At 56.9% G+C, this 25,845-nt stretch carries 14 protein-coding genes; 9 read left to right on the forward strand and 5 right to left on the reverse strand.

The features are described 5' to 3' along the window. Positions 1–635: 635 nt before the first annotated feature. Positions 636–3,671 (reverse strand): hypothetical protein, encoded by a 3,036-nt coding sequence (locus ACF8AM_RS03265; RefSeq protein WP_392554256.1) that lies wholly within the window; start codon positions 3,669–3,671, stop codon positions 636–638. Between the two features lie 441 nt (positions 3,672–4,112). Here ACF8AM_RS03265 and ACF8AM_RS03270 point away from each other — a divergent pair, with 441 nt between their 5' ends. The 3 genes from ACF8AM_RS03270 to ACF8AM_RS03280 are packed head-to-tail and all read left to right on the forward strand — an operon-like array spanning position 4,113 to position 6,226. Then, complete coding sequence (locus ACF8AM_RS03270; protein WP_392554257.1) at positions 4,113–4,955, forward strand: hypothetical protein; 843 nt, start codon at positions 4,113–4,115, stop codon at positions 4,953–4,955. Continuing rightward, positions 4,952–5,272, forward strand: coding sequence for a hypothetical protein (locus ACF8AM_RS03275; protein WP_392554258.1), 321 nt, complete (start codon positions 4,952–4,954; stop codon positions 5,270–5,272). Before ACF8AM_RS03270 ends, ACF8AM_RS03275 begins: the two co-directional genes overlap by 4 nt. 24 nt (positions 5,273–5,296) lie before the next feature. Further along, a complete protein-coding gene (locus ACF8AM_RS03280) occupies positions 5,297–6,226 on the forward strand; it encodes an HTTM domain-containing protein (protein WP_392554276.1) in 930 nt (309 codons plus the stop codon). A 1-nt stretch (position 6,227) separates the two neighbouring features. Here ACF8AM_RS03280 and folK read toward each other — a convergent pair whose 3' ends face one another. The 3 genes from folK to ACF8AM_RS03295 form a co-directional block, all read right to left on the reverse strand. Continuing rightward, positions 6,228–7,229: a 2-amino-4-hydroxy-6-hydroxymethyldihydropteridine diphosphokinase gene (gene folK, locus ACF8AM_RS03285; protein WP_392554259.1), complete on the reverse strand. Its 1,002-nt coding sequence runs from the start codon at positions 7,227–7,229 to the stop codon at positions 6,228–6,230. 1,115 nt (positions 7,230–8,344) lie between these two features. Then, positions 8,345–8,785: a hypothetical protein gene (locus tag ACF8AM_RS03290; RefSeq protein WP_392554260.1), complete on the reverse strand. Its 441-nt coding sequence runs from the start codon at positions 8,783–8,785 to the stop codon at positions 8,345–8,347. A gap of 163 nt (positions 8,786–8,948) precedes the next feature. Then, positions 8,949–10,841, reverse strand: coding sequence for an ExeA family protein (locus ACF8AM_RS03295; RefSeq protein WP_392554261.1), 1,893 nt, complete (start codon positions 10,839–10,841; stop codon positions 8,949–8,951). 155 nt (positions 10,842–10,996) lie between these two features. Between ACF8AM_RS03295 and ACF8AM_RS03300 the strand changes: the two genes are divergently transcribed. The 6 genes from ACF8AM_RS03300 (at position 10,997) to ACF8AM_RS03325 (ending at position 23,619) form a co-directional block, all read left to right on the forward strand. Then, positions 10,997–11,848, forward strand: coding sequence for a class I SAM-dependent methyltransferase (locus ACF8AM_RS03300; protein WP_392554262.1), 852 nt, complete (start codon positions 10,997–10,999; stop codon positions 11,846–11,848). 18 nt (positions 11,849–11,866) lie between these two features. Beyond that, the gene (locus ACF8AM_RS03305; protein WP_392554263.1) at positions 11,867–13,333 is read left to right on the forward strand and encodes an aldehyde dehydrogenase (NADP(+)); all 1,467 of its coding nucleotides are present in this window, start codon (positions 11,867–11,869) and stop codon (positions 13,331–13,333) included. 169 nt (positions 13,334–13,502) lie between these two features. Continuing rightward, a complete protein-coding gene (locus tag ACF8AM_RS03310) occupies positions 13,503–14,207 on the forward strand; it encodes a serine/threonine protein kinase (RefSeq protein ID WP_392554264.1) in 705 nt (234 codons plus the stop codon). Further along, complete coding sequence (locus ACF8AM_RS03315) at positions 14,204–16,768, forward strand: protein kinase (protein WP_392554265.1); 2,565 nt, start codon at positions 14,204–14,206, stop codon at positions 16,766–16,768. The genes ACF8AM_RS03310 and ACF8AM_RS03315 overlap by 4 nt, the downstream gene beginning before the upstream one ends. A gap of 306 nt (positions 16,769–17,074) precedes the next feature. Beyond that, positions 17,075–20,218: a protein kinase gene (locus ACF8AM_RS03320; RefSeq protein WP_392554266.1), complete on the forward strand. Its 3,144-nt coding sequence runs from the start codon at positions 17,075–17,077 to the stop codon at positions 20,216–20,218. A gap of 185 nt (positions 20,219–20,403) precedes the next feature. Beyond that, positions 20,404–23,619 (forward strand): protein kinase, encoded by a 3,216-nt coding sequence (locus tag ACF8AM_RS03325; RefSeq protein WP_392554267.1) that lies wholly within the window; start codon positions 20,404–20,406, stop codon positions 23,617–23,619. A 7-nt stretch (positions 23,620–23,626) separates the two neighbouring features. Here ACF8AM_RS03325 and ACF8AM_RS03330 read toward each other — a convergent pair whose 3' ends face one another. Next, positions 23,627–25,828 carry an AAA domain-containing protein gene (locus ACF8AM_RS03330; RefSeq protein ID WP_392554268.1) on the reverse strand — a complete coding sequence of 734 codons (2,202 nt, stop codon included), beginning with the start codon at positions 25,826–25,828 and terminating at the stop codon, positions 23,627–23,629. Positions 25,829–25,845: the final 17 nt, after the last annotated feature.

A 25,845-nucleotide genomic window follows, 5' to 3' on the forward strand; every position in this document is an offset into this window, starting at 1 on the left:
GTTTGTCGACTTGCTCGAGTTCACAACCCGACGCGTCAGCGAGGGACCCAACGGCGCGTTGCGATGGCCTGCGGTCCCTCGCTGACGCGTCGGGGTATGAAAGAAACAACGTGGTCCCTCGCTAACGCGTCGGGTTGTGAAAAAAACAAGCCTCAGGCAGAAACGCAACTTCAAAACTGACGCGTCGGGTTCGTCTTTGGTAAACGTGGGCGATCGCTTGTTGTCTGGTCGGTCGATCTGCTCAACCGGCTCGATTTTGCAATTTGCAATTTCACTTTTTCAATCGATCCACCATGTCATCGATTGCCACCTGTCGCCGCTCCGCGGCTCGTCGAGGGTGGGGAGGAACGCTCGCGACCTCGGGTTGAAAACCCGAGGCTGACGGATGTCACCGCTCCGCGGTTGCCCGATCGTTCGGCCAGACACAATCAGTCGCGGTGAGTCGGAAGCTTTGGAGGCAACCCAAGTTGATTTTCGCCCCGTCCGGGGTGAATCCAACCGCCAACCGCCAACCGCCAACCGCCAACAGTCAACCGCCAACAGTCAGAAGTCAGAAGTCAGAAGTCAGAAGTCAGAAGTCAGAAGTCAGAAGTCAGAAGCTAGAAGCTAGAAGCTAGAAGCTAGAAGCTGCTCCCTCACTTCCGAGGGCGAGCCCGGCCGGCGACGCTGGGGGCTTCTTCGGGACTGAGGGCGAGAGCGAGCCAGCCGTCGCGGAGTTCGAGTTGGCTGACGGCGAGGTCTTGCATCGCGGGATGCTCGATGAGTTTGGGAGTCGTCAGTGGGATCACTCGGTCTTCCGCCAACACTTTGTTGAAGATGGCTCGGATCGGCAGGCGTTGTCGCATCGACATGCCTGGCCCGCTGACTCGCAGGTGCCCGTCTCGAACCAGTCGAGCGTTCAAGCCATCGATTTCGGGTTTGTACGCTGCACGGACGATGAATCGCGTGAGCTTGGGGCTGCCCGGTTGGCTCAGACGAACGACTCGCAACGTCAACCACATCTTGCCGTCTTCGATTTCAATCGTCATCGGACGGGTCGGTGCGAATGCGATCTCGGCTTCGCCGGGGACTTCTTCGGGTAGCGCCACACCTTCTTTGCCGAACAAGGCAAACGTGTCGGTGTAGAGCTCTTGGAACGTTTTGACTTCGCCGCGTGGAAGGATTTGTTCCAGCGTGTTGTTGATCGCCGATTGATGCATTTGCAAACTCAACCAACTGTCGTTCCAAGCTCTCGGGCGAGGCGTGTGAGCGGCCAATTGCCAATCGCCGGCCAAGCGGTAGCGAGCGATCAAGCGTTCCGACGTGGTTTCCAAGTCGATCACGGTCGGTGCCAGTTCCAGACGACCAAGTGGTCCGAGCACGAGGTCGTCCCATTTCTCGGAAGCCTTGTTGGTCTGGGTTGTCAGTTCGGACTGGGTTCCCTGCACGACTTCGTCGCGAATTTGTTGTTGGGTTCGTCGGTTGGCCAACGGTTTGGTGTCTTCGAATTTCTTTTCCGCGATGCCGCGAACCAAGGATCCGATCAGCGGCCATTCGTTGACCTTGGATTCGATTCGCTGCAAACGATTGTTTGCGTGGACGTCGACTTGCGTGCCGCCGACGGTCAGTCCGTTCGCCGAGATGCGGATTGGAGTCGACGCGTCGAAGTTCGCCCATCCGTTTGAATGCACGGTGACGCCGCTCTGAGCCGCGTGGCTGTTCGTGGAAACGTCGCCACGTGTCAGCAGGTCAATGCTCCACTGGCCAGGTGTCGGGTTCAGTCGCAGGTCCATCGCGGTGCTCACGTGGCTGGTTCCTCGCACGGGCGTGCCGGCGATTTGCGTGGCGATGGGCGAGGTGCGGTCGGGGACCGACGGGATCAAACGCTCGATCAGTTTGGCTGAGATCGCGGTGCGGACGTTTGCGTTGCGGTAGTTCAGGTCGATCGCTTTGGCGACTCGGGCCGCATGAGCGTCGTCGGAAAATCGCAGTGACTGAAACGCGTTGGTGACTTTGACGGCGGCCAAGTCAATCGAATCGGCTTCGGCGCGTTCGAGGTCTTGCAGCAGCGAGACGTAATCGATCGGCATCGCGCTCCAGGTCTTCATTGCTTCGGTCAGTTCTTGAAGCGTGGGCTGGTTCAACCAATCTTCATGTTCGGGTGCCAAGCGCTTGGATGTGATTCGGGACAGGTACCGCTGCGCCGTGAGAGCGCGTTCGTCCATGTCATCGGAGGAGGCCAGCGTTTCGATTTTGTCGAGCAACAAAAACGTTGTCCAACCTTGGACGTCTCCCGTTTCAGGAAGCTCTTTGCGGACGTCGCGAATCAGTTGGTAAACGTCGAACCGTTCGTGACGCGACGTTTGGCTGTGCAGAGTCAGTGTTTCGTGAGGCAGCGTGCCCGAGGGATCGAATGAGTCGGCGTGGCCGCGGGCCAATTGCCAAACCGATGCCCAGATGCTGGTGCGGCGAGACAACGAGTGGGACGCTTGTAACCATTGGACTTGTTGATCCCGCGCCGGGGCTCGTTCAGCCAATTGCAAACCGGCGGCGGCCAGTGAGGACAACTCACGCAGGACGGTGCCAGCATTGGGATCGCCCAAGCGAGAGAGCTGGCGAAGTTGATTCAAACGCTGGTCGACTTCTTCGGCCCAGCGGCCCATCACGATCGAGGTCGCGTGACGACGGATGGCATCTTCGGAAGTGGCGTGCAAACCATGTTGGTCGGCGCTTCGCAGCAGTTCTTCTTGAGCGGTTTGCAGGTCGGTTTGTTCGATGTCGACGGAGGTCAGCAGCACGTCCTTCAATTCATCGTTGGAATCGACCGTCAGATTCGCGTGCGAGGAAAGCTCCGACAATTCCAAACGCAATTGTTTGGCGAGCGGCCATCCGGTCACGTGATGTGCCTTGGCTGCTTTGGCGGCGTCGGCGGGTGAAATGACGGGTGGGTTGGTGAACCGGGGCAGGTCGAGGTTCAGTTCCGGGAGGTCCACTTCAGGGACGCTGGGTTTGGCCAGCACCGCGACGGAATCAGGGATCAGCGAGTCGGATTCGGAGCCTGCGGTCTGGGAATCGGTGTGGAACATTTCCGCGGGCAACGACAGCGACGCTGGTTGTTCTGGCGTCGGGTCATCCAACCCGGGCGAAAGAGCAGCGGGAACGGACGGAGCGATCGATTCGGCGACGGAATCGAAGCTGGGTTCTGGTTCCATGGTTTCCGCGAAACCAGCCAGTTCGGTTTCCAGGTCGATCACAGGAGCCTGGAGCGTGCCGGGCGAATCGCTCGCCAAACGCTCGGGCAGCTTCAACCCTCGCGCGCCGCGGTCTGGACGGTGAGCGTCTTCCGCGTGCGTTTGGGGTGGCAGAGCGTCGGATTGGTTCAACGGCGAGATCGGTTCCGCGGCGCCGAAACCGTGTTGTTTGGTCGAGAGATTTCCACCCGGTGTGTGCGCAGAGTCACCGTTGACGTGTTCTGCACCGTTTTGGTCGGCCGTCAGATACTGAAACGCGGGATCAGAAGCCACGTCCCGGTTCGCTTGAGCGGATGATCCGTTGCCAAATCGGGCGAGCAAACCACCGGGTTCCAGCAATCCGGTCGAGTTCAGAAAGTAAGGCGTTGTGGTGGTCGCGATGACAGCGATGGACGCTGTGATGGGCCATAACAACAGCGATCGTCGGGAATCCTGACGCATTCGATGACTGGTGGATTGGAGCAATTGAGAAGGACAGCGGCGAAACAATTGGCGCCGATCAAACGCTTATGCCTAAAAAGGGCTCTCCGAACCAAGGTGAATTCTGCAGTGGAACGAAGGCGGAGCCAAACTTTCGACTTTCGAGGGCCGATGAAGCCGGTTCGAACCGGCCAATCGGTGGGACCAGACGAGTCCGTCGCCTGTACACGGGGCGCGGACGGATTAAGGTTGGGCGAAAATGGAAGCCTGTGTCCCGTTGGGAGGCTGTTTCCCGCAGTCAACCACTGCCAGATCGGACGCCGGAATTCGGCGTTGAACGGTCACCGTGAGAATTGACCGTGAAACGGCACTGTGAAACCCAAGAAAGCCGGCACCGCGATCCCCAGCCAAGTGCGTTTACGTTCTCTTGGCCGCCCCGTTCTCTGAAAATTCAAACCACCTGTGACCCAGCCCGATTCCTTGCCGCTTTCACGTCGAAATCGTTTTTTGATCAGCGTTTTGTTGATCGGAATGCTGCTGGCGATCGCTCTCCCGCCGCTGGCGTTCCAGGCTCGCGGAGCACGCGGGTTGTCGCCTTCGGTGGGAACGTTGCTGTCGATGGTGTCTCCCGTCGCACAAATGTTTTACTTGGACCGCGGTTACGCTTTTTTTGCACCCGATCCCGGCCCGAGTCACCTGATTGGGGCGACATCCGAGAGCGACCAAACGACGCAGGTGTTTCCAAATCTGGATGACCAATGGCCGCGGTTGCTGTATCACCGACACTTCATGTTGGCGGAATTTCTGAACGATTCGTACCAGCCCGCTTTGCCGATGGAGGTCAGCCAGTTGATTGGGCCGGAACTGAGTCCGGAGGAACTGCAAACGTTGCGATTGGGACGAAAACGATATGAACGGATCGCGGATTCGATGGTCCGGCACCTGCAATCGATTGGGAAATCGGATGTCGCGATCCAGCGAATCGAACACCAACTGCCTGACTTTGTTTTGTTCACGCAAGAGAACCTGTCGTTGACCGACGAGCGTTCTTACATCGAATTGCCCGACGTCCCGATCACGCTGGAAAGTTTATTGGGCAGTGCGGCAGAGTCGTTGCCGCAGCCGGAGCGCGGCGAGGCGATGGTGCTGGCCCCAGAGGATTCGGAACCTGTGCCAGTTCCTGCCGGCGAACGCAATGAATCTTCTGAAACGCAGGCACCGGAAGCGGACCGCGCCGCCGAGTCATCGAGCCCCGCCAAAGAAACCACGGATGAACCCGTTCGTGCACCGGAGGACGCATCGTGATGGTTGAATCTGCCAAACAGTACGCGATGTCTTGGGTGGATGCCTGGGATCGGTTTTGGTTCACGCCTCGGCACATCGACACGTTGGCGGTGCTGAGGATCATCACCGGTGCGATGTTGTTGTATTCGCACTTGGTGTTGGCAACTGATTTCTCATCGTTTGTTGGGACGGAAGCCTGGATCGACAACGAGACCAGCGCGCGGCTGCATGATGGAACGCTCGGCGAAGCCACCGCGGCGTGGTCGTATCTGTGGTTGGTCGACAACCCAACGTTTCTTTGGCTGAATCACCAGGTGACGATCCTGGTCACAGGCTGATTTCTGGTCGGTTTTTTGACTCGTGTGACTGGGCCGTTGGCTTGGTTGCTGCAATTGATGCTGGTGCATCGATTGCTCGGCAGTCTGTTTGGTCTCGATCAGATCGTGACATACTGCGTGATGTACTTGGCCTTTGCTCCTTGCGGAGCCGTTTGGTCGGTCGATGCGAAACTGCGTCGGCGTTTGACCGGCGACGGTGAGAAGTCACTGTCGGGTTGGAAGGCTTGGTTGTTTCCACCGGACAAGAAGACTGTATCGGCCAACGTGGCGACGCGTTTGTTGCAGATTCACATGTGCGTGATCTACTTGTTCGGCGGGATCGCAAAAGCGCGTGGTGAACTTTGGTGGGACGGAACAGCGGTGTGGTTCGCGGTTGCGAATTACGAATATCAATCGATCGACATGACGTTCTTGGGGCGTTTCCCGCGTGTCTTCACGGCGCTTTCGCACATCACGATGTTCTGGGAGATCTTTTACTGTGCGATCGTTTGGCCTCGTTTGACTCGCGGGATCACGCTGGCTCTCGCCGTCGCGGTTCACGGCGGGATCGCATTGTTTTTGGGAATGATCACGTTCGGCGTCATGATGATCGCTGCCAATGGGATCTTCGTTTCACCCGATTGGATTCGCCGGAAACGTTTGGGCGATGCAGCGGAGGATGACGACGAACAAGCGTCGTTGTCGGGCGTGATGACGTCGATGGGAACGGACGCGGTCGGTGGTTCGCAAACCATCGCGTTGCCAGCGGATTTGCAACATCGGTTGGCGGAGTTGGAGGCCGCAGAAAAAGGCATCCAGAAACGCTATGCGAAACTGAAACGCCGCGAAGCCAAGAACGAAGAACGCAAGCAACGGTTGCTGGCGGCTCGTGAGAAGATCAAGCAAAAATTGATCGATGGCAGTTTGTCGGCGGGCGACAGTGTGCTCCGCAACGACGACTTGGACGAATCCTGAGTCACCACCAGTGGCCGTCTTCGGTGACTGGATGGATTTCGCATCGCATGGAATCCATCGCGGACGCGAGTTCGCCGATCGCCCAGTCCAGGTCATCGATCTCGAGTCGATACTCGGGCCACTTCCAACCTGCGGGCCAGATTTGATGGGGCGCCGGCCAGCGGTCTGCTTCGGTGGTGTGTTGGATGCGAGCGAGCAAGCGTGGCAGGCAGGGTCGAGGGGAAACGCCAGGTGGCGGCCCCTGAATTTCTTTTGCGTCGCGCAGTTCCGCCGGCGGGTCCGACGCGATCCACTGCGTCAATCCTTTCGCGGCGTCAGGGCGATCGGGATCAATCACTGAGATTCCGTGTTCGGACGACAACCTTTGGCAGATGAGTTGCCGTCGCTCCGCGTCACCGCCGACCAATGCGATGGAGGGCACGTCGGCGGCGATGTGATCGCGCAGGTCTTCGATGGTCCAACCGAACCGCGGGTCGCAGAAATCCGCGGCGACGTCGCAGGCGGGTTCCAAGACGAAACGACGAGCGGTGTAGCGCGGGTGGGGAACGACCAAGGCCTTGGACGATCCCGCCGGGCCTCGTCCACCAATCAATCCACGCAGCCCGGCGGCGCGAGCGGGTCCCGCCAAGCGTCCGTGCAGAACGACGTCGAGGTCGATCACTCGGGCACCCCAGCGAACGAGACGTTGACGCCCTAGGTCAATTTCCAAGTGCTGAAGAAAATCCAACACTTCCGCGGCGGAGGCTTCGGTGGCAAAGGCCGCGACGGCATTCAGGAACGGCGATTGACCGCCCGGGCCGCCGATCGGTGGCGTCTCAAACAGGCGACTGGTCCGGAGGTGTCGCGGGAATCGCTCTGGGGATGATGCTGTCTGTTCGTTCGTTTGCGGATGGCAGGGGGCGGCGACCAACCCAGACTCCGCCACTCGGCGCGCTGCTTCCGCGATGACCAATCGGCGGTCACCGAGGTTGGAGCCGAAGCTGATGAGGCATTGCGTGGGCATGAACAGAACGCTGGCGAGAACAAAGGAGAGATCATAGTGGGAAGTGCGGCGGGGCCACAGGGCCACAGAATTTTCGGGCGTTGGGGGGAACGGGATTCAGACGCCGGTTGGAGTTCGGTCGTCAGAGTAGAACAGTTGCCCTCAACTGTTTGCGTGTTGGGGTGGAACTGTCGAGCCGCTTGAGGCGATCGCGGGAGAGTTTGGTGACGGGGATACCGAGTGGCCTGCCGCTTGCATCCTCACCCGACGCGTTAGCGAGGGACCGCGTGCCAATGCCATGAGCCTGTGGGTCCCTCGCTGACGCTTCGGGTTGTGAACTTGAGCGAATCGAGACGAAGACGCTGGGGAGGGAAGGCTCCAAAGAAATCTGACGCAGAGTCGGTGAGCCGCTGAGACGCAGAGGGGCGTTCAGTCAGAGTAGAACAGTTGTCCTCAACTGTTTGCGTGCCGGGGTGGAACTGTCGAGTGGCCTGACGCGATCGCGGGTGAGTTTGGTGACGGGGATACCGAGTGGCCTGCCGCTTGCATCCTAACCCGACGCGTCAGCGAGGGACCGCGTGCCAATGCCATGAGCCTGTGGGTCCCTCGCGGGCGCTTCGGGTTGTGAACTTGAGCGAATCGAGACGAAGACGCTGGGGAGGGAAGGCTCCAAAGAAATCTGACGCAGAGTCGGTGAGCCGCTGAGACGCGGAGGGGCGTTCAAGCAGAGTAAAACAGTTGCCCTCAACTGTTTGCGTGTCGGGGCGGGATTGTCGAGTGGCATGAAGCGATGGCGGGTGAGTTTGGTGACGGGGATACCGAGTGGCCTGCCGTTTGCATCCTCACCCGACGCGTCAGCGAGGGACCGCGTGCCAATGCCATGAGCCTGTGGGTCCCTCGCTGACGCTTGGGGTTGTGAACTTGAGCGAATCGAGACGCAGACGCTGGGGGAGGGAGGGCTCCAAAGAAATCTGACGCAGAGTCGGTGAACCGCTGAGACGCGGAGGGGCGTTCAGTCAGAGTAGAACAGTTGTCCTCAACTGTTTGCGTGTTGGGGTGGGATTGTCGAATGGCTTGGCGCGATCGCGGGTGAAGTTGGCGAAGGGGAATGGCTGTGGGGTGGACGCTGGGGCCATTCAGCGTTCCATCGGGACTGGGGTGGTCCACACGGGCAATTCGGTGGCTTCGTTGGTGATCCCCAGTACGATCGTCGAGGGATGCTGAGACGCTTTGCCGATCAGCAAGCACTGAGAAAGTTGGATGCAGTCGTTCAAACGTTCGCGGCGGAGCATTCGCTCACAACGATTGGCAAGCCACTTGTTTTGCAGCGATTTCAAGCTGAAACCTTGAGCGTTGGGAGCACACCAATCGATTCGCAGTCGCGGAATCGCGATGGCGTCTTCACCCTCGGATTGGGTTGCGTTGGCGTCTCGCCAGGCTTGGCCCAGGGCGACGAAGAAGGCGGGCTGCAATCGCAATTCGTTGGGCGTGACCAAGACCAATGTTTTGCCGTAGCGAACGGCTTGTTCGACGGTTCGGTGCAACAACGTTCGCAAAGTTTGATCCGGTGTGAACATCGACCACGCAGGGATTCAAAGCCCGAGAAAAGATTCAAGCTCGAACAAGACTCGGCGGAAGCAACGAGACGGATCTCGTTTCAATCGCAGAGAAACAAAACGGCTCGGTTCTCACCGAGCCGTCAATTCGGTCCTTGGAAGGTCAAACGACCTTCGCTTTCGATCAAGATTGCGGCGAACGCATCTTCGCCAACATCTCTTGGAAGTCGACGGCGACCGGACGACCAGCGGACACGTCCGCTGATTCGTGATGCAGTGCGGCGGTTTCGACTTGCACGTCGTCTTCGATGACCAGCATGTCACGGTCGTCGTGGTTGACGGCGATGTCTTCCCCTTCGTCTTCGATCCACAACACGGGGGCGGCGGCAGCCATGGCGGATTGATTTTGCATCTCGCCCATCTTTTGTTCGTCGGACACTTCTTCCGCACAAGTCGCTTCTTCGCTGATGACAGACAAAGGTGAGTTGGCCGCGCCACGCATGCTGAGAATCTCTTCGTGCAGCGAGGTTTCCAAATCGGAAGCCACGTCGTCGTGGGAATCCAATTCAGCAGCCGTTTCCAGCGAGCCGGTCAAGGCATCCATGTTGGGTTTGACTTCTTCTTCGTCTTCGAATTCGCCAAACAGTTGGTCGGCCGATGGTGTGGCAGCGGCTTCAGCTTCGCATGCTTGAGGTTCGGCTTCTTCGGTCTCGGGCAATTCCGTTGCCACGTTGGAGCCGATGACGTCGGAGACCACTCCGTAGTCGCCATCGTAGGTTTGGCAGTCGATGCTCTGACAGTCAATGCTCAGTGAACCGAACTCAAGGTTGTTGTCGGCGGACTCGAGTTGCGGCTGAGTTGCGTCGCAAACGAGTGGTTCGGCAACGGCATCGTTGGAGCATTCTTCAGATTGGCAAGCATTCGATTGGCACTGGCCGGAAGTTTGGCAGGCTTCTTCGCTGCACTGCGATGCGTCACAGCATTCCGGATCGGTGCTGGATTGCGAATCACAAGCGACTGGCTCGGTTTCTTCGACCGTTTCGGTTTCGGCTGGCAAGGGTTGGTCGTTCCAACGGCGTGCTAGTTCGGCAGTGTTTTCAGGTGCTGACGTTCCCTCGCCCGCGTCGGCGTCATCCGAGAGCGACTCATTCCATGTCGATTCATCTAAGGAACCGAACTCAACATTGGAGGTCGTGGTGCGGGAACGGTCAGCGTTTGGTTCCGCGATGGCGGGTTCGTCCATCACAGGGCTGGGCAGTTGTTGCAAGGTTGCCCAGGCACGATCGACGATTTTGTTGTCGATGATGCTTTGGTTGAGCGATGCGGCACAATCGATCGCCGCGGTCATCATTTGGTTGATCAAACGAGGCGTGCCGCTGCAAGCTTGATGGATCGCACGAATGGCTTCGTTGGTGATCGCTTCGGTGGGGTTCGACCCACAATTCTTGATCACATCGTGGACGTACGTCAGGGCTTCGTCGCCATTGAGCGGGTGCAAGTAGCAGCGGGTTGCGACGCGTTGCACGAGTGCTTCGAGCGATGGCAATGCAAGGGTCTCGTCCAGTTTGGGGCCGCCCAGCAGAACCGCGCTGACGCGTGGTTGTCCTTCGCTCATCGTGTTGGTGATGATGCGGATGGTTTCCAACACTTCCGGTGTCAACGCTTGGGCTTCGTCAACCAGCAGCAACAGACCGGGGAATTCGGACGTGCTGCGAGCGAGTCGTTCAACCAACGCGAATTGCGGGTCTTCGTTGGGCTCGAGCGGTGTCGAGTGAATCCCGCGGACACGGTTCAGTCGCGTCAGCAAATGACGTTGGAACAACAAGGGATTGTCCAGCATGGCGTCGCCGAACATCACGACCTCGCGGCGACCCGAGAATTGCTTCAGCAGCAATTGGCACAGCAATGATTTGCCGACGCCGGGGGGGCCGATGACGAGAGAAATTGCTTCCCAGGCTTCAATTGCTCGTTGGATTCGCTGCAATGCCTCGTCCTGCGAACCAACGGGAACGTAACGTTCCGCACTGGGGAAGGGGGGAAAGGGAGGCACGTGAAAAGAGTGTTCAACCGAAGACATGGTCGAAGTTTCCTAGGCGGAACAAATGGGAGAATGCGGACAAGCCGTCTAATCGTTACAGTCGTCACCCAGACCGCAGAGTCTGAAACAAAATTCATTCATTTCTGACGAATTCACCTCATGCCCCGACGCCTCGTCCTGTGACAAAGAGCCCCGTGAAGAAGAGCCCTGTGACAAAACTCGCCTCGACAAAACGCCCAGCGACGAAGCCACGCAAACCTGCCTCCACTGCGACGATCGATTGGTACGATCGGCCTCAGTACTTTGACATGGTTTTCCGTGACGAAACGGCAACCGAAATGGCGTTCTTTGACGAGGCGTACCAGCGTTACGCGACCGGAACCGTTTCGCGGGTGTATGAACCCGGATGTGGCAGCGGTCGTTTGGTGGCTGCTTCTGCAGCCCGCGGGTACGACGTCGTTGCGTTGGATAACAACGACGCGATGCTCGCTTATCTGCGGCGTCGATTGCAACGTCGAAAATTGTCGGCGGAGCTGATCAACGGCGACATGACGTCTCACGTGTGCTCGCCATCGGTGGACGCCGCGTTTTGCACGTTCAATACATTCCGGCACATGATGGACGAAGACGCCGCGATCGCGCATTTGCGATCCGTCGCGGCCTCGTTGCGAACAGGCGGCATCTATGTGCTCGGGTTTCACTGCATTCCCATGGACGCGGATCCGGAATGCACCGAGCGTTGGAAAGCGTCCCACGGAGGAACGAATATCAGCGTGACGTTGAAGGTGGTCGATTTCCAACGACGCAAACGGCGTGAAACTCTCCGCGTCTCGATCAAAGCCACTCGAAAAAATGGAACGGTCGAACGAGTCCGCAGCGAGTTCCCCTTGCGGCTGTACACGCCCAAGCAAGCCGTCACGATGTTGCAATCCGTCAGCGATGAACTGGAAATTGTCGGCGTCCATGACTTCGATTATGAAATCGAACATCAGCGAGAGATGGACAACGACCTGACTGACGCCCTTTTTGTGCTCCGGAAAAAATAGACTTGGAAAGTGACACAGATGACAGAAACATTTCAAGCGACTTGTGCCGCAACCGGTGAATTCCTTCCCGGCGAATTCACGGAAGCAACTGCCGACCAGATCGATTCCGCGTGCGAACGTGCCGCGAAGGCAGCGATCCAGTTTCGCGAATTGAAACCGGATGTATTGGGGGAATTTCTGTCTGCGGTGGCCGCCGAGGTTCGATCGCGGCGAGATGAAATCGTGTCACGATGCGAACTGGAAACAGGGTATTTGAATGCTCGCGTGGAAGGCGAATTGGATCGAGCGGCGGGACAGTTGGACCTGTTTGCTCGATTGGCGGTCGAGCGACCGTGGGACCGGGTGACGTCGGAGCCCGCGGATCCGGATCGCAAACCGTTTCCCAAACCCAGCATGTCGCGGCGGTATGTTCCAGTCGGACCGGTGGCGGTGTTTGGCGCGTGCAATTTTCCGTTGGCGATTTCTGTTGTTGGCAATGATTTTGTTTCGGCGATCGCGACCGGCAATCCTGTGATCGTGAAATCGCATCCCAGCCATCCGGGCACGTGTGAATTGCTTGGGAACGCGGTCCAAGCCGTGGTCGAACGTTTGAAAATGCCAGAGGGAACGTTTGCTTTGCTGCATGGGCGAACGGTGGATACGTCACTGCGTTTGGTCTCTCATCCCGCGATTGCCGCGGTCGGATTCACCGGCAGTCCTCAAGGCGGTCGGGCCTTGGCGAAAGCGGTCTTGGATCGCGAAAATCCAATTCCGATTTTCGCGGAACTGGGCAGCACCAATCCGGTCTTTCTGGCTGCGGACGCGATGGCGACTCGCACGACAGAGATCGCGGAAGGGTTTGGTGCGTCGCTGAGGTTTGGCAACGGCCACATGTGCACCAAACCCGGTGTGTTGGTGATCCAGGAACAGGATGCTGAGCGGTTTGTCGAATCCGCTTGTCAATTGTTTGCCAAGCAACCGAATTTGCCGCTGTTGAGTGGGCCGGTTGCGGAAGCGTTCGATGTCGGGGTTCAACGGCTGCAGTCGGCGGAGCAGGTTGAGTCGTTGTTCATCGCGGAGCGACTGGAAGGCGAAGGCCCGTGGCATCGCGGGGCTCATTGGTTTGGCATGACAGCGGAAACCGCGATTCGAGACGGTTGGTTGCACAGCGAAACGTTTGGCCCCGTGGCGATTTTGGTGCGTTGTCGCGATGAAGCCGAGATGCTTCGGGTCGCAGAACAATTTCACGGCTCGTTGACGACGACGCTGCATACCGAGACGCCCGAGAGTGAATTCACGCGGCGTTGGCTTGCGATTGCCGAACGCTTTGGCGGTCGAATCATTCTCAATGGGTGGCCGACGGGAATGGAGATCGGATCGGCGACGCAGCACGGGGGCCCGTTTCCCGCCAGTCTGGATGGTCGCAGCACTTCGGTCGGGCACGCCAGTTTGGAACGCTTTGTCCGCCCGCTTTGTTATCAAAATTGGCCGTCGAGTGGCGGTTGAGCGGGTTGTCTCGATATCATTCGTCGTGGAAAATCAAAGAGATTCTTCGGGAAAAGCGTTGTATGCACCGGTTTCCCACCGAACGGGCCGGCATTGATTAGGATGCAGTGCAGCATTCCATCCGGTTCCCGTTGCATCATTTTTGAATCTTCATTCGGCTTCTGATTTCGTGCCACGTTCCACCGAAGATCCTACCGAAGTTCGCAGCGCGACCTCCGAGGAGATTGTCGCCAAACACTTTGGCAACTACCAGGTTGTTCGGACGCTGGGCACGGGTGGAATGGGTGAAGTCTATCTTGCTCGGCACACCGAAACGGGGCGTATGGTCGCCCTCAAAGTGCTTCGGAATCATATCGCGGACCACCCTCGATTTCGTCGGCGATTCCAACGCGAAGCCGAGCTGATTCAGGCTCTCGAGCACGACCACATCGTGCCGTTGTTGGAAACGGGCGAGGAGGCGGGGGTGCCGTTTCTGGCGATGCAACTGGTCGACGGGCAAACGCTGGCGGATCTGATTCTCGAACAAAGAGGAATCGAACCCGGGGATCGGTCCGGGGCCGATTGGGAGGACGACACCGCGGTCATGTCGCAAGCTCTGGTGGCGACGGACGAAAGTGTGATGTCGTTCGAGTTCATTGCGAATGCCATCGCGGACATTGCCGATGCGTTGCACCTTGCTCACTCGTTCAAAATCATCCACCGCGATGTTAAACCGTCCAACCTGATGCTCGATCGTGACGGCAGGTTGTGGCTGACCGATTTTGGGTTGGCGTTTTTAGAAGACGACCAAACGGCTTTGACGATGACCGGCGATTTGGTCGGCACGCCGGCTTACATGAGCCCCGAGCAAACGATCGGGCGCACTCAGAAGTGACGCGTCGTTCGGACGTCTATAGCTTGGGAGCAACACTGTATGAATGGGCGACTTTGCATCGTCCATTCACAGGGAATCGAGAACAGGTTCTCGTCAACGTTGCCAACGGAAGTTTGGCGACACCCCGCAGTTTGCGCGGCGATGTTCCTGCGGATCTGGAAGCGGTGATCTGCAAGGCGATGTCGCGGTCACCCGATGGACGCTACCCAACGGCGGCAGCATTTGCTGAAGACCTGCGACGATTCGCGTCGGGCAAACGAGTGTCAGCAAAGATGCCCGGTTGGACGGAACGCTTGTTTCGATGGAGCCAACGCAACCCGTTGGTCGCGGTGGCCTCTTTCATCGGAGTGGTCACCACCGTGGTGGCGGTGTTGAGCATGCAAGCGATTCACTCTCGGCAGTTGGTTCGCATCAACGAACGATTGGAAAAGAGCAACGATGATCTGATCAGTTCGAATCTTTTATTGGAAGCACGAGATGCTGAGCTCAGGAATCAGCTATTCATCTCGGACATGTCACTGGCCTTCCAGGCTTATGGGGCCAAGAACTTGGTCACCACCAAACAATTGCTGGACAAACATCGCGAAGAATCCGAGCGGTTTGGGCCGCGACGATTCGCGTTGGACCTGTTGAATTATCTCTCGACGCCGCCGTCATCGACTTTGCTGACTCAGCATGGGGCCCCCGCTACCGCCGTGACCGTTTCGAAAGATGGCACCTTGGTCGCCTCAGCCAGCGAGGATGGTGAGGTGCGAGTGGTGGATTTGGAGACCAAGCAATTGCTGCACAAGCATCAGTTGCCCGGCCGTCTCGATTCGATCTCGATCAGCCCTGACAACAAGCTTTTTCTCACCGGGCTGAACGACTTGATCGGATTCAGTCCGGTTAAAACGTATCGGATGGATTCGGGAGAGGAAGTGCTGGGCTTGCTTGGCCATTGGCATTCCGTTGAGTCGACTGCTTTTTCATCCGACGGACAATTGATTGCCTCGGCGGACCGCTACCGACAGGTCCAGGTGCATGACACGGATGGCAATGTCGTCGATTCGTTCGCCGCGGATACGCGAAATGAGTCACTGCAATTTGTCGGTGAAAGCCATCGACTGATTTATGTGCATGAATCGGAAACCGGGCGTGAATTGCATGTGCGAAATATTGACACACAGGAAGAGGTGGTCATTTCGACGGGCATTCCGTCGGCGCAGTTCGCTGCATCGGTGCCGACATCCGACACGGGAAAGTTTCGAGTCGTGTCGCAAGGTTACGGATCACTGTCTCTTGCCGAGTCGGATCGGGCCGAGCCGATCATCAAGATGAATGACGCGGATGTGAACTTTCGTTGCATCGCGATCAGCCAAGACGGAAGGGTTGCCTACAGCGGAACCGATGAGGGGGCCGCGTACGTTTGGATTCTGGACGATCGCGATCGTGACAATCAATTGTTTCGACCGCTGGTGGTACCGGTCGCCGAGGGGCGTATTTGCGAAATCGCAGTGTTGTCCGACTCGTCGGAAACGCCTCGGTTTGTGACGTCGACCGAAGATGGCAAAGTCATCCTTTGGGAAACCGAAGAAAAGATGCCAATCCGCCCCATGCATTCAATGATTCCCTATCCCAACACCACGACGCAAAAAATCGCCGCGCCCTACCCAGGATCACCGGACGTCTTTCTGTGGCTGAATGGAGGCGAGGTGGTTCACTACAATCCGCTCGAAAACCCAAATGAGTTCTCGTTGGTGGCGCAACGTTTCACCCCGAATCATCACTCGCTCGCGGTGAAAGAAGACTCGTCCGCGATCGCTCTTTCGACGGGGGTGGATGTGCATGTCTACGAGGTGGGATCGTCGCGTTTGTCTCACACGATTCCTTCTCCGAATCCCGAGAAGCATTGTCACGACATCCTGTGGATGGGGCAGCGACTGTATGTCATGTACACGGACGAGGTGTTGGTCTACGACGCGGATGACTATTCGCAGGTGGGCGTGATCCCGCTTCCCATTGACGGGGCGACATCCCTGGTCCGAATTCCTACGGAAGAAGCGTTCTTGGTGGTGACCAAGTCAACTCTGTGCAAAGTCAAAGGTTTGTCGGCGAGTGTTTTTGAAGAAGCCCGGTCGGCGGCAGAGTATTTCGCGAGATTGGTCTTCGATTCGCGTGGAGAACAAATCGCGATCATACGAATGAATCGATTGGTCGAAATTCGTTCATTCCCGAAGGGCGAAACCTTGGCTGTGTTGCGTGGTCACATTCGCGAACCGAATGATTGTCTGTTCATGGACAATGACAAAACTTTGGTGACGACCAGCGAAGAAGGGTTGGTCCGGTTCTGGGACATTTCAAGTGAGCGAGAAATGGGCTCGTTGAGGACGGGGGTGGAGGTTTCGAACCATCTGCACCACTTCCAAGAAGCAGACATTTTGTTGGCGACCTCGCCCGCTTCGCCAATCGAGCTTTGGACGACAGGCAAGAAACTGTCCAAGATGGCCGCTGAGCCAAAGGCAGTCGAGCCAAGCACCGATTCGGAGGAAGCCGACAAATTCGCGAAGCTGGCCCCGAAGTGAACCATTGGCAACGCGATTGAATTGCGTGAGCAGGTCTCGCTACGGGGGGCCGCATTTCGAGCTTTCGTTCGGACGAGTCCCCTGCGACGGGGCAGTATGTCCCGTTAGGATCGTTTGCACTGTCAATTTTTCGTGAGGCGTTTAGTCTGTGAAAAGATTGGATTTTTTTCGTATCCGATCTTCTTCAGGAAATTGGCACGGGCGGTTTAGCACGAAGTGGAACTTGAACCAGACATTCCGATAGAAAACTTCGCGACGGAAACAGGGGATCCCAGGCTGCCGCTGCGACATGTGAGCCACTATCAGGTGATCGGTACACTTGGCTCGGGCGGGATGGGCGAAGTCTACTTGGCGATGGACACGATTTCAGGAGAACGTGTTGCGCTGAAGTTGTTGCAACACCAGGCTGCGAAAAAGCCTCGGTTGCGGCGTCGATTCGAACGGGAATCGAATCTGATCCAAGACTTGCAGCATGATCACATCGTTCCGTTGCTGGACTGCGGCGTCGAGCACGGCATGCAGTATCTCGTGATGCGGTACATCGACGGCCGAACTTTGGCCGAACGGATTTCCCAATCCACCGATCCATGTGAGACCGCGTCATGCTCCATCGATTCCATGGAGGAAGACGAAGAGGCAAACGGGAGTGATTCGCGCGGCGAAGCGACCTCGGATTCGTTTGAGTTCATTGCCACCTCGATTGCGAACATCGCCGACGCGTTGCAAGTCGCTCACGATGAAGGGGTGATTCACCGAGACATCAAACCAGGCAACTTGATCTTCGATCAAGACGAAAAGATTTGGCTGGCCGACTTCGGGCTGGCGTTCACTGAAGATGATCGCACCGCGCTGACCATGACTGGTGACCTGTTGGGAACACCGGCCTACATGAGTCCCGAGCAAACACTGGGATCCCAGGCAGACATCACACGCCGTTCGGACGTGTACAGTTTGGGCGCGACGCTGTATGAGTGGGCCACTCTGCAACGCCCCTTCCGCGGCAATCGCGAACAGATTCTGGTGGACATCGCCAACGGAAGTCTTGCCGCACCGAGAAGTTTGCGCGCGGAGTTGCCGCCCGGTTTAGAAGCGATCATTTGCATGGCGATGTCGCGTTCTCCGGAGTCTCGCTACCCGACCGCGACAGCATTCGCCGACGATCTTCGCCGGTTCGCTGCCGGTCAGCCCGTCCGAGCCAAGATGCCCGGTTGGACCGAACGATTGGGACGTTGGCGACGACGGAATCCGCTGGCGGCGCTGGCGTCGTTGGTCGGTGTCATCACCACCGTCATGGCCGTGTTGGGAATGCAGGCGATCCACTCGGAGCAACTCACCCGGGTCAACCAACAACTCGCTCAGAGCAACGACGAGCTGATCGAAGCCAACCTGGAACTGGAATCTCGCGAAGCGGAATTGAGCGAGCAGTTGTATGTCTCGGACATGTCGCTCGCATTCCAGGCGTACAAGGGGAATAATCTGCGAACGACCAGGCAATTGCTCGACAAGCATCGGCCGGAATCCGAGAAGACCTCGCCGCGGCGGTTTGCGTATCGTTGCCTTGATCATCTCGTCACGCCGCCGCCATCGATTCTGCTCACGCAACATGATGGCCCGGCAACGGAAGTGGCCATTTCAAATGACGGGAAGATTGCGATTTCGGTCAGTCATGACGGGGAGGTTCACGTCATTGATTTGGCGACGAAGCGGCGAACGCATCAGTACAAGCTGCCCGCACGACTCGACGCGATCGCAATCAGCCCTGACAACCAGCATTTCCTGACGGGACTCAATGGCGATGTTGGTTTCAACGGCATCACCGTCCGAGAAATTGCCACCGGGAAAGAGACGTTGGAACTGCTGGGGCACTGGCACAACGTTGAGTCCGCGGCTTTTTCCGCTGACGGAGAATTGTTCGCGACGGCAGGCCGTTACCGCGACGTGCAGGTTCATGATCGAGAGGGGAACGTTATCAAGACGTTTCCTGGTGGATCGCGGAACGAGACGCTGCAGTTTGTGGGCGATGGTCACCAACTTGCCTATGTGAAGGAAGTCGACAAACAACGCGTGCTGAGTGTCATTGATCTGGAGAGTGGAGAAGAACGGCTGGGGCCGATGGACGGCGAAACCATCGTGTTCTCAGCGGTGCAACTGCCCGAGGCGGACTCTTTTCGCAACGTGGTGTTTGGTGACAGACACCTCAAAATCTCCGATTCCAACAGCACGTCTCATTTCGCTCGCGCATTCGCCATGGACACGCCGGTGCGCTGCGTTGGAATGGCTGCCAACGGGGAGTATCTGTTCCACGCGACGGATGACGGTGTGGTGTTCGCTTGGACGTTGCTGAACCGATCCGGAAGCGGTGATTTGCAACCGCCGATGATCTTTCAAGCGGCAACCGGCCAAGTCAGCAGCCTGCGATGTTTGCCGGATCCAGCGGATTCGTCACGCATTGTGACAGCGGGCGAAGACGGCTCGGTACGGCTTTGGGAACTCGAAGAGAAACTGCCTGTGCGTCCCCGTCCTCGCGGACGGGCATTCCCGGAAGCACACGTCACCAACATCTATTCTCCCGATGGCAAGGCGTTTGATGTCTTCGTCAAACTCGGCGACAACACGGTCTGGCATTACGATCCCAGACGCGACCTAAATCAGATGCGGCCGATTGCGAGCGAACTGAAAGAGAGGGGGCAATCTCTTGGTACCAATTCCGACGCGTCCATGCTCGCCACTGCCTGTCTCGCGGAGGTCGAAGTTCGTGATTTGCAAACGTCAGAATTGCTTGCGAAGCTGGTTCCCCCCGACGAAAACGAAGGCATCCGGGATGTGAAGTTCAGCGGCACAAAACTATGTGTGTTGCTGAGCAAGCAATTGTTGGTCTACGACGAGGAGGACTTCTCGCTGGTCGAAGTTCATGACCTTCCGAGTGACAACAATCGTTATTTGTTCAATGTTCCCAACAGCGACTCGCTGATGCTTGTCGCGCCGAACATGCTCAGCGTTTATTCGGACGCTGCTGTTTCGATTTTTGAATCAGCACCTTCCTCTGCCCTCCGATTTTTTCAAGTTCGGTTCGATCCGAACGGATCCCAAGTGGCTGTCATTCATGATGACCACCTGGTTGAGATTCGGAGCTACCCGGAGAACGAAATCACCGCGGTTTTGCGTGGGCATGTCAAATCGGTTTACGCTTGCGTTTTTCTTGATCACGGGCAGACGCTTGCCACCTGCGGAGAAGAAGGGCTGATTCGATTCTGGGATTTGGCGAGTGAACGTGAGATGGGATCGCTTCCAACCCGCGGGCACTTCAAGAGCCATTTGCAGTACTTCGAAGACGCGGACATATTGTTGGTGTCGTCAGCGTCGGGGCCCACCGAATTATTGATGACCAAAGATTCCCGTGAACAGTTGGCTCGGGTAATCCAATGTGACGTTGCAATACCGTCCGAGTGATTTGAGGGTGGCCTTTCGAATTTGGGAATCCGTTCCCGAACGGATGCGAACACCCTGCGGGGCGGGGCGGTTCCAGCTATTATCGGTAGGTTCCCGCCGCAAGAATGCAAGGACCGTGCTCACCAACTGTGTGAACGGTCTCTGTCAACGACAATGCCGCCCACGAAGCCACGGTTCTGCACGAAGTGAATCTACCACCTGACAATCTTACCGAAGGTGGCGGCACGGAGGCCGGCGACTTCAATGAATCTCTTGAGCACTTTGGCAATTACCGGGTCATTCGCACACTTGGCACGGGCGGGATGGGCGAAGTGTACTTGGCCGAGGACGTCACCAGCGGACAGAAGGTGGCGCTGAAACTGCTTCAACATCGCGCGTCGAAGCAGCCTCGTTTGCGCCGTCGTTTTGAACGTGAATCGACGTTGATTCAGGACCTGCAGCACGACCACATCGTTCCGTTGCTCGATTCCGGGGTGGACGAGGGAACGCAATACCTCGTCATGCGATACATCGACGGGCAAACTCTGGCCGATCGGATCACGAACGAAAACGACGACACTCGGACTTGTTTGCCCGGCCCAAGCGGCGAAACGGTCCACACGAGGATCAGTGTCGAAGCCGAAAGTGCATCGAGCGATTCCTTTGAGTTCATCGCGGAATCGATCGCGAACGTGGCAGATGCATTGCAAGTTGCTCACAACGATCGAGTGATTCACCGCGACGTCAAACCTTCGAACTTGATGTTTGACAGCGATGGCAAAATCTGGCTGACGGATTTTGGGTTAGCCTTCACTGAGGACGAAAACACTGCGTTGACGATGACCGGCGATGTGTTGGGGACGCCGGCTTACATGAGTCCCGAGCAGACGTCCGGCGCGACCACTGCCTCGACGCCTCAGTCGGACATTTACAGTCTGGGGGTCACGCTGTACGAGTGGGCAACGCTTCAGCGAGCCTATTCGGGATCTCGAGACCAGATCCTGAACCAAGTCACGCAGGGGGCTTACACGCCAGCCGGCAAAGCTCGCCCGGAATTGCCTCGTGCTTTGCAGGCAATCATTGGCAAAGCGATGTCGCTTTCCCCGGCGAACCGCTATGCCACGGCGTTTGATTTCGCAAACGACCTTCGACGGTTTGCCAACAAGGAACCTGTCACCGCGAAAATGCCGGGATGGAGCGAACGGTTGTTCCGTTGGAGCGAACGCAATCCGTTGGTGGCGCTTGCGTCTTTGATCGGAATGGTGACCACCATCATCGCGGTGATTGCAACGATTTCGATCTATTCCAGTCGTTTGATGAGCATCAACAATGCTCTCGATGCCACCAACGAAAAACTTTCCCGAACCAACGTCGAGCTTGCAACCAGCGAAGAAGAACTGCGTCAGTTCCTGTACGTGGCGGACATGACGTTAGCGTATCAAGCCTATGCGTCACACAATTTTGTCGAAGCGAGAAAGTTGCTTGAGAAATACGGCCCAAAAGAGAAGTCCAACCTCAATCAAATCGGCGAGGACGCGAAGCCGCATTTCGCTTGGCAATTGCTCGATCGCCTGACCAAAGAACAGCCATCCGTTTTGCTGACAACGCACGAGGGCAAAGCGAATGAGGTGGCCGTGTCGAGCGACGGCAAACTGGCTCTTTCGGTTGGTGAGAAGGGACAACTGCATGTCATCGACCTCGAAAGCCAGAAGGTGTTGCATCGTCATCAAGTCGGCAATCAACTCAATGCGGTTGCGTTCAGTCCCGACAATCAACGCTTCGTCACGGGGCTGAACGGCAGTTTGGGATACAACTTCGTCTTTGTTGGCGATGTCCTGACTGGTGAGAAAGTGGTCTCGATGGTCGGGCACCAGAACACGATCGAATCTGTCGCCTACTCCTTAGACGGTCGATACGTTGCCTCGGCAGAACGGTATCGTAGCGTTCAGATTCACAACATCGATGGTGATTTGGTGGAACGCTATGAAGGAGAAACACGAAACGAGTGTCTGGAATCCATTGGGGGCGGCGGGCACTTTGCCTTCCTCGAAAATCCAGAGGACGTTGAGGCACGAGTGTTTGTCTGGGACAACGATTCAGAGGAGAACTACGTCTTGCCGACCATTATGGCCCCGACATCGTTCACCTTTTCCAAACCGCTTCCTGACAGCGGTGAGCTTCGTCTGGTCACATGCAACTCGGACATGATTCATGTGGTGGACGGGAAAGATCGCAAGTTTGTTGCGTCTTTCGAAGACATTCCAGGACGCATCCGCTGCGTCGATATCTCCGATGACGGTCGCTATATCTGCGCGGGGGTGGATGAAGGAATGGTTCTATTGTGGGATCTCTATCAAAGAACGAACGGCAAAAGACTGATCCATCCGAATGTGATTCAAGCAAGCGAGAAGGGAATTTCGAGCATCAAGATGATCTCGAGCGACCTGGGGCTTCCGCGGATGATCACGTCGAGTTTGGATGGAACGGTACGGTTGTGGGATGTGTCGAATCTGGTCTGGAAAACACCGGGCAGTGATCTGGTCGCGAGCGAGAAGTATCGAATGCATGACACGCAAACTCTCCACTATGGGAGTTCCGATGTGTATCTGCGGTTCCGACGAGGCGTTCTTGGACACTACAGACATGATTCCGGTGCGAGCGAATTTCGAACAATCGGAGACTATCCCGCCGAGGTCGGACTTGCCACGGCACTCGCTCCGGACGGAAAGCGGATGGCAATCGGACGCGCAAATGAAGTTTTGATTGTGGATTCGATTTCGGGCGAAGTTGAGACCACCATTTCGTTGCCGGTTGAGAAAAAATCAGGTTGCCGAGATTTGCAATTTACTGACGATTGGCTTGTCACGCTGTTCAACGATCGGATACTACTTTACAGCACTGACGACTATTCGTTGGTGGACGAGTTGATGGCGGATGAAGGCAATTTCAAGGAGCTCTGCTGCGTTCCGAATGAAGATGCCTTGATCGTCATGGGGGGCAGCCATCTCTATCGTTTCGAGGATCAACAGTTGACGCTGTTGGAACGTGTGAATGTGTCCGAGGCTTATGCGGGAGTTTGTTTTGACTCGAGGGGGCGACAGTTGCTGACTGCACATCACAACCGAGTCATACGAGTCAGGTCCTATCCAAATCTTGAGCCGATCGCGACTTTGAAGGGACACCGTCACAACGCGGTCGATCATCTGTTTTTAGATGACGATCAGACAATTGTGACATCAATGACTGACTCGACGATTCGGTTTTGGGATCTCAAAACAGAGCGGCAATTTGGCAACATCGCACTTGCCAAGCCTTCCTATAATAATTTGCGTTTCCTGAAGGATCAGAACGCGCTCTTCGTTTCCCACGTGGATGCGCCTGCGATTGTATTGAATGCGTCGAGTAGCACGAGCGACGACTGACCGGTGATCAGTGGTCTTCGAGCGTGAAGACGCTGTGGTACGCACCAGCGTCTTCGAAGTAGCCAAACAGGTCGGAATAGAAATCGTGGCTGCAGAGCGTTGCGCTGTCACCAACGACAATCAATTTCCGTTTGGCTCGTGTGAGTGCCACGTTGCTGCGGCGTTGATCGGACAGGAACCCGATTTCGCCGTCTGGGTTGCTGCGAGTCATGGTGATCAGCACAACTTCTTTTTCGCGTCCTTGAAATCCGTCGACAGTGTCGATTTCGATCCCGTCCAGATCCAACCGCATGCGGAGGTTTCGGACTTGAGCGGCATAGGGCGCGATGACTGCGATTTGGTCGCCAGTGACTCCCATGTCGGCGAGTTGTTTGACGAGTTGCAGGATGACCTTGGCTTCCCCGTGGTTCAGTTTGCTTTGGCCGTCCGGTTCCAATTCTTCTTCGTAACCTGCACCTGCCGTGTCGATCAGCATGAGTGGTTCGGTCGTGAAATCGTTTTCCTCGACGTTGGGCAAATCACGCAGGCGATGTCCTTTGACGGATGCGTCGGCGATCAAGGTGCCGTCATAGAAATGGTCGCTGCTGAACCGCATGATCGATTCGTTCATGCGGTACTGGACGGTGAGTCGACGATAGATTCGTTCGCCGTAGCGATGCACGAGACGCTGCATCAACGAATCACGCATTCCGATCTTGGCGGCATCATCGGACAAGACCGTGGGCGGCAATTGGCAATGATCACCGGCCAAGATTAAACGGTCGGCTCGCAGGATCGCTTGCCACATTCCTGGTTCAGTGCACTGGCACGATTCATCGACGACGACCAAGTCAAACGATTGATCGCTGAGTAGTTCTTCGTCGATGGTGGTCGTGGTGCAGATCACATCGGCTCGATCGATCACGGAACGCACGATGCTGCGTTCTTGGGACCGGATCATGCCGCGAAGACGACCGGCTTCGTTGAACAATTCGGAACGCTGCTTGCGTTCTCGACCACCGCTGGCCCGGATCGGCCGGTTGGCTTCTCGGAGGATTTGATCGAGTTCGCGCCGGAGGTCTTTGATGACCGTGCTGGTTGGATCCGATTCGACCAACGCGTCGAGGGTGTGTTCTTGCAAGGATTCGAAGACGCGAGCTGGGTGACCGACACGCACCACGTTGGGCATCAAACGGACCAGGCGTTCCAGCAAATTGTCGACAGCGGTGTTGCTGGCCGCACAGGCGAGGACACGTTCGCCGCGTTCAACGGATTGAGCGATGATTTCGGCGATGGTCGTTGTTTTGCCGGTTCCGGGAGGACCATGAATGATGGCGACGTCATCGGCCATCATCGCGAAGGCGACGGCGTCACGTTGTGGCGGGTTGAGTTCGGTTCGAAAGGCGATGTCACTGAGTTCGAACTGGAAGCTTTCCGGATCAATCTCATGTGTGTCGATCGGGTTACCGTCGACGCGAGGTGTTTTGACTCCCAGCAACACATCGCGAAGTTTGCCTGATCGGCCGCGAATTTCTTGGGCCCTGGCCATGGCAGCGAGTTGTCGAAGACGAGTCGTCTCGTCCGGTGACATGTCCAATCGGAAGCGGTCCGAAACGACGGCGGGCCGTCGTCCGGATTTTCCGTGTTTGCCCACGCCCTTCTTTTTCAGGTCGTCTTGGTCGCGGACCGGGAAGGTGTCGGTCGCGATTTGGATCGAATGGTTCTTGCGGCGACTGACGACGCCTGCGATGCCTTCGTCCGATGGATCGTCGTCCATCGACAGCACGACTGGCGAGCCGACTTTCAGCCGGTTCATAGGCAGGTCTTTGCCACCGGGTTTGGCCAAGTCGAGCAGATAACGTCCCGCCAATCCGGTGTGGTAATCGACCATGTCGAGCCCCACGATGGCTTGGCCGGTGCTTTCGACGTCACGTTGAGAACGAATCTGACGCAGTTTCGCGAGGCGGGCTCGTTCGGCTTCGGCTTCCAAATCCAACCAAATGGCGAGCTGTTCGAAGTAGTCTTCTTGATCGAGCGGGCGATCGGTTGGCAAACCTCTGGGGTACGGGACGTTCAGATTGGCCAATCCGCCTTTGGAGGCGTCGCCGGTGTTCTTGCTGCTCGATAGAATTCCATCACCAAAAGAACCCGCGTCAGAATTTTTGAAAGCGGTTTTGCCTTCTCTTTGAGACTTGGCTTTCGAGCGGGCTTTCCGTGAACGTGATGACATGCGAAGAACAATCGTGA

The sequence above is a fragment of the Rhodopirellula sp. JB055 genome (assembly GCF_043100905.1).
In the GTDB taxonomy this organism is placed as follows: Bacteria; Planctomycetota; Planctomycetia; order Pirellulales; family Pirellulaceae; genus Rhodopirellula.

Excerpts from the sequence above, each read along its gene's own strand:
- ACF8AM_RS03295 (WP_392554261.1), bottom strand. The coding sequence starts at position 10,841 with ATGTCTTCGGTTGAACACTCTTTTCACGTGCCTCCCTTTCCCCCCTTC.
- folK (WP_392554259.1), bottom strand. The coding sequence starts at position 7,229 with ATGCCCACGCAATGCCTCATCAGCTTCGGCTCCAACCTCGGTGACCGC.
- ACF8AM_RS03305 (WP_392554263.1), top strand. The coding sequence starts at position 11,867 with ATGACAGAAACATTTCAAGCGACTTGTGCCGCAACCGGTGAATTCCTT.
- ACF8AM_RS03265 (WP_392554256.1), bottom strand. The coding sequence starts at position 3,671 with ATGCGTCAGGATTCCCGACGATCGCTGTTGTTATGGCCCATCACAGCG.
- ACF8AM_RS03330 (WP_392554268.1), bottom strand. The coding sequence starts at position 25,828 with ATGTCATCACGTTCACGGAAAGCCCGCTCGAAAGCCAAGTCTCAAAGA.
- ACF8AM_RS03290 (WP_392554260.1), bottom strand. The coding sequence starts at position 8,785 with ATGTTCACACCGGATCAAACTTTGCGAACGTTGTTGCACCGAACCGTC.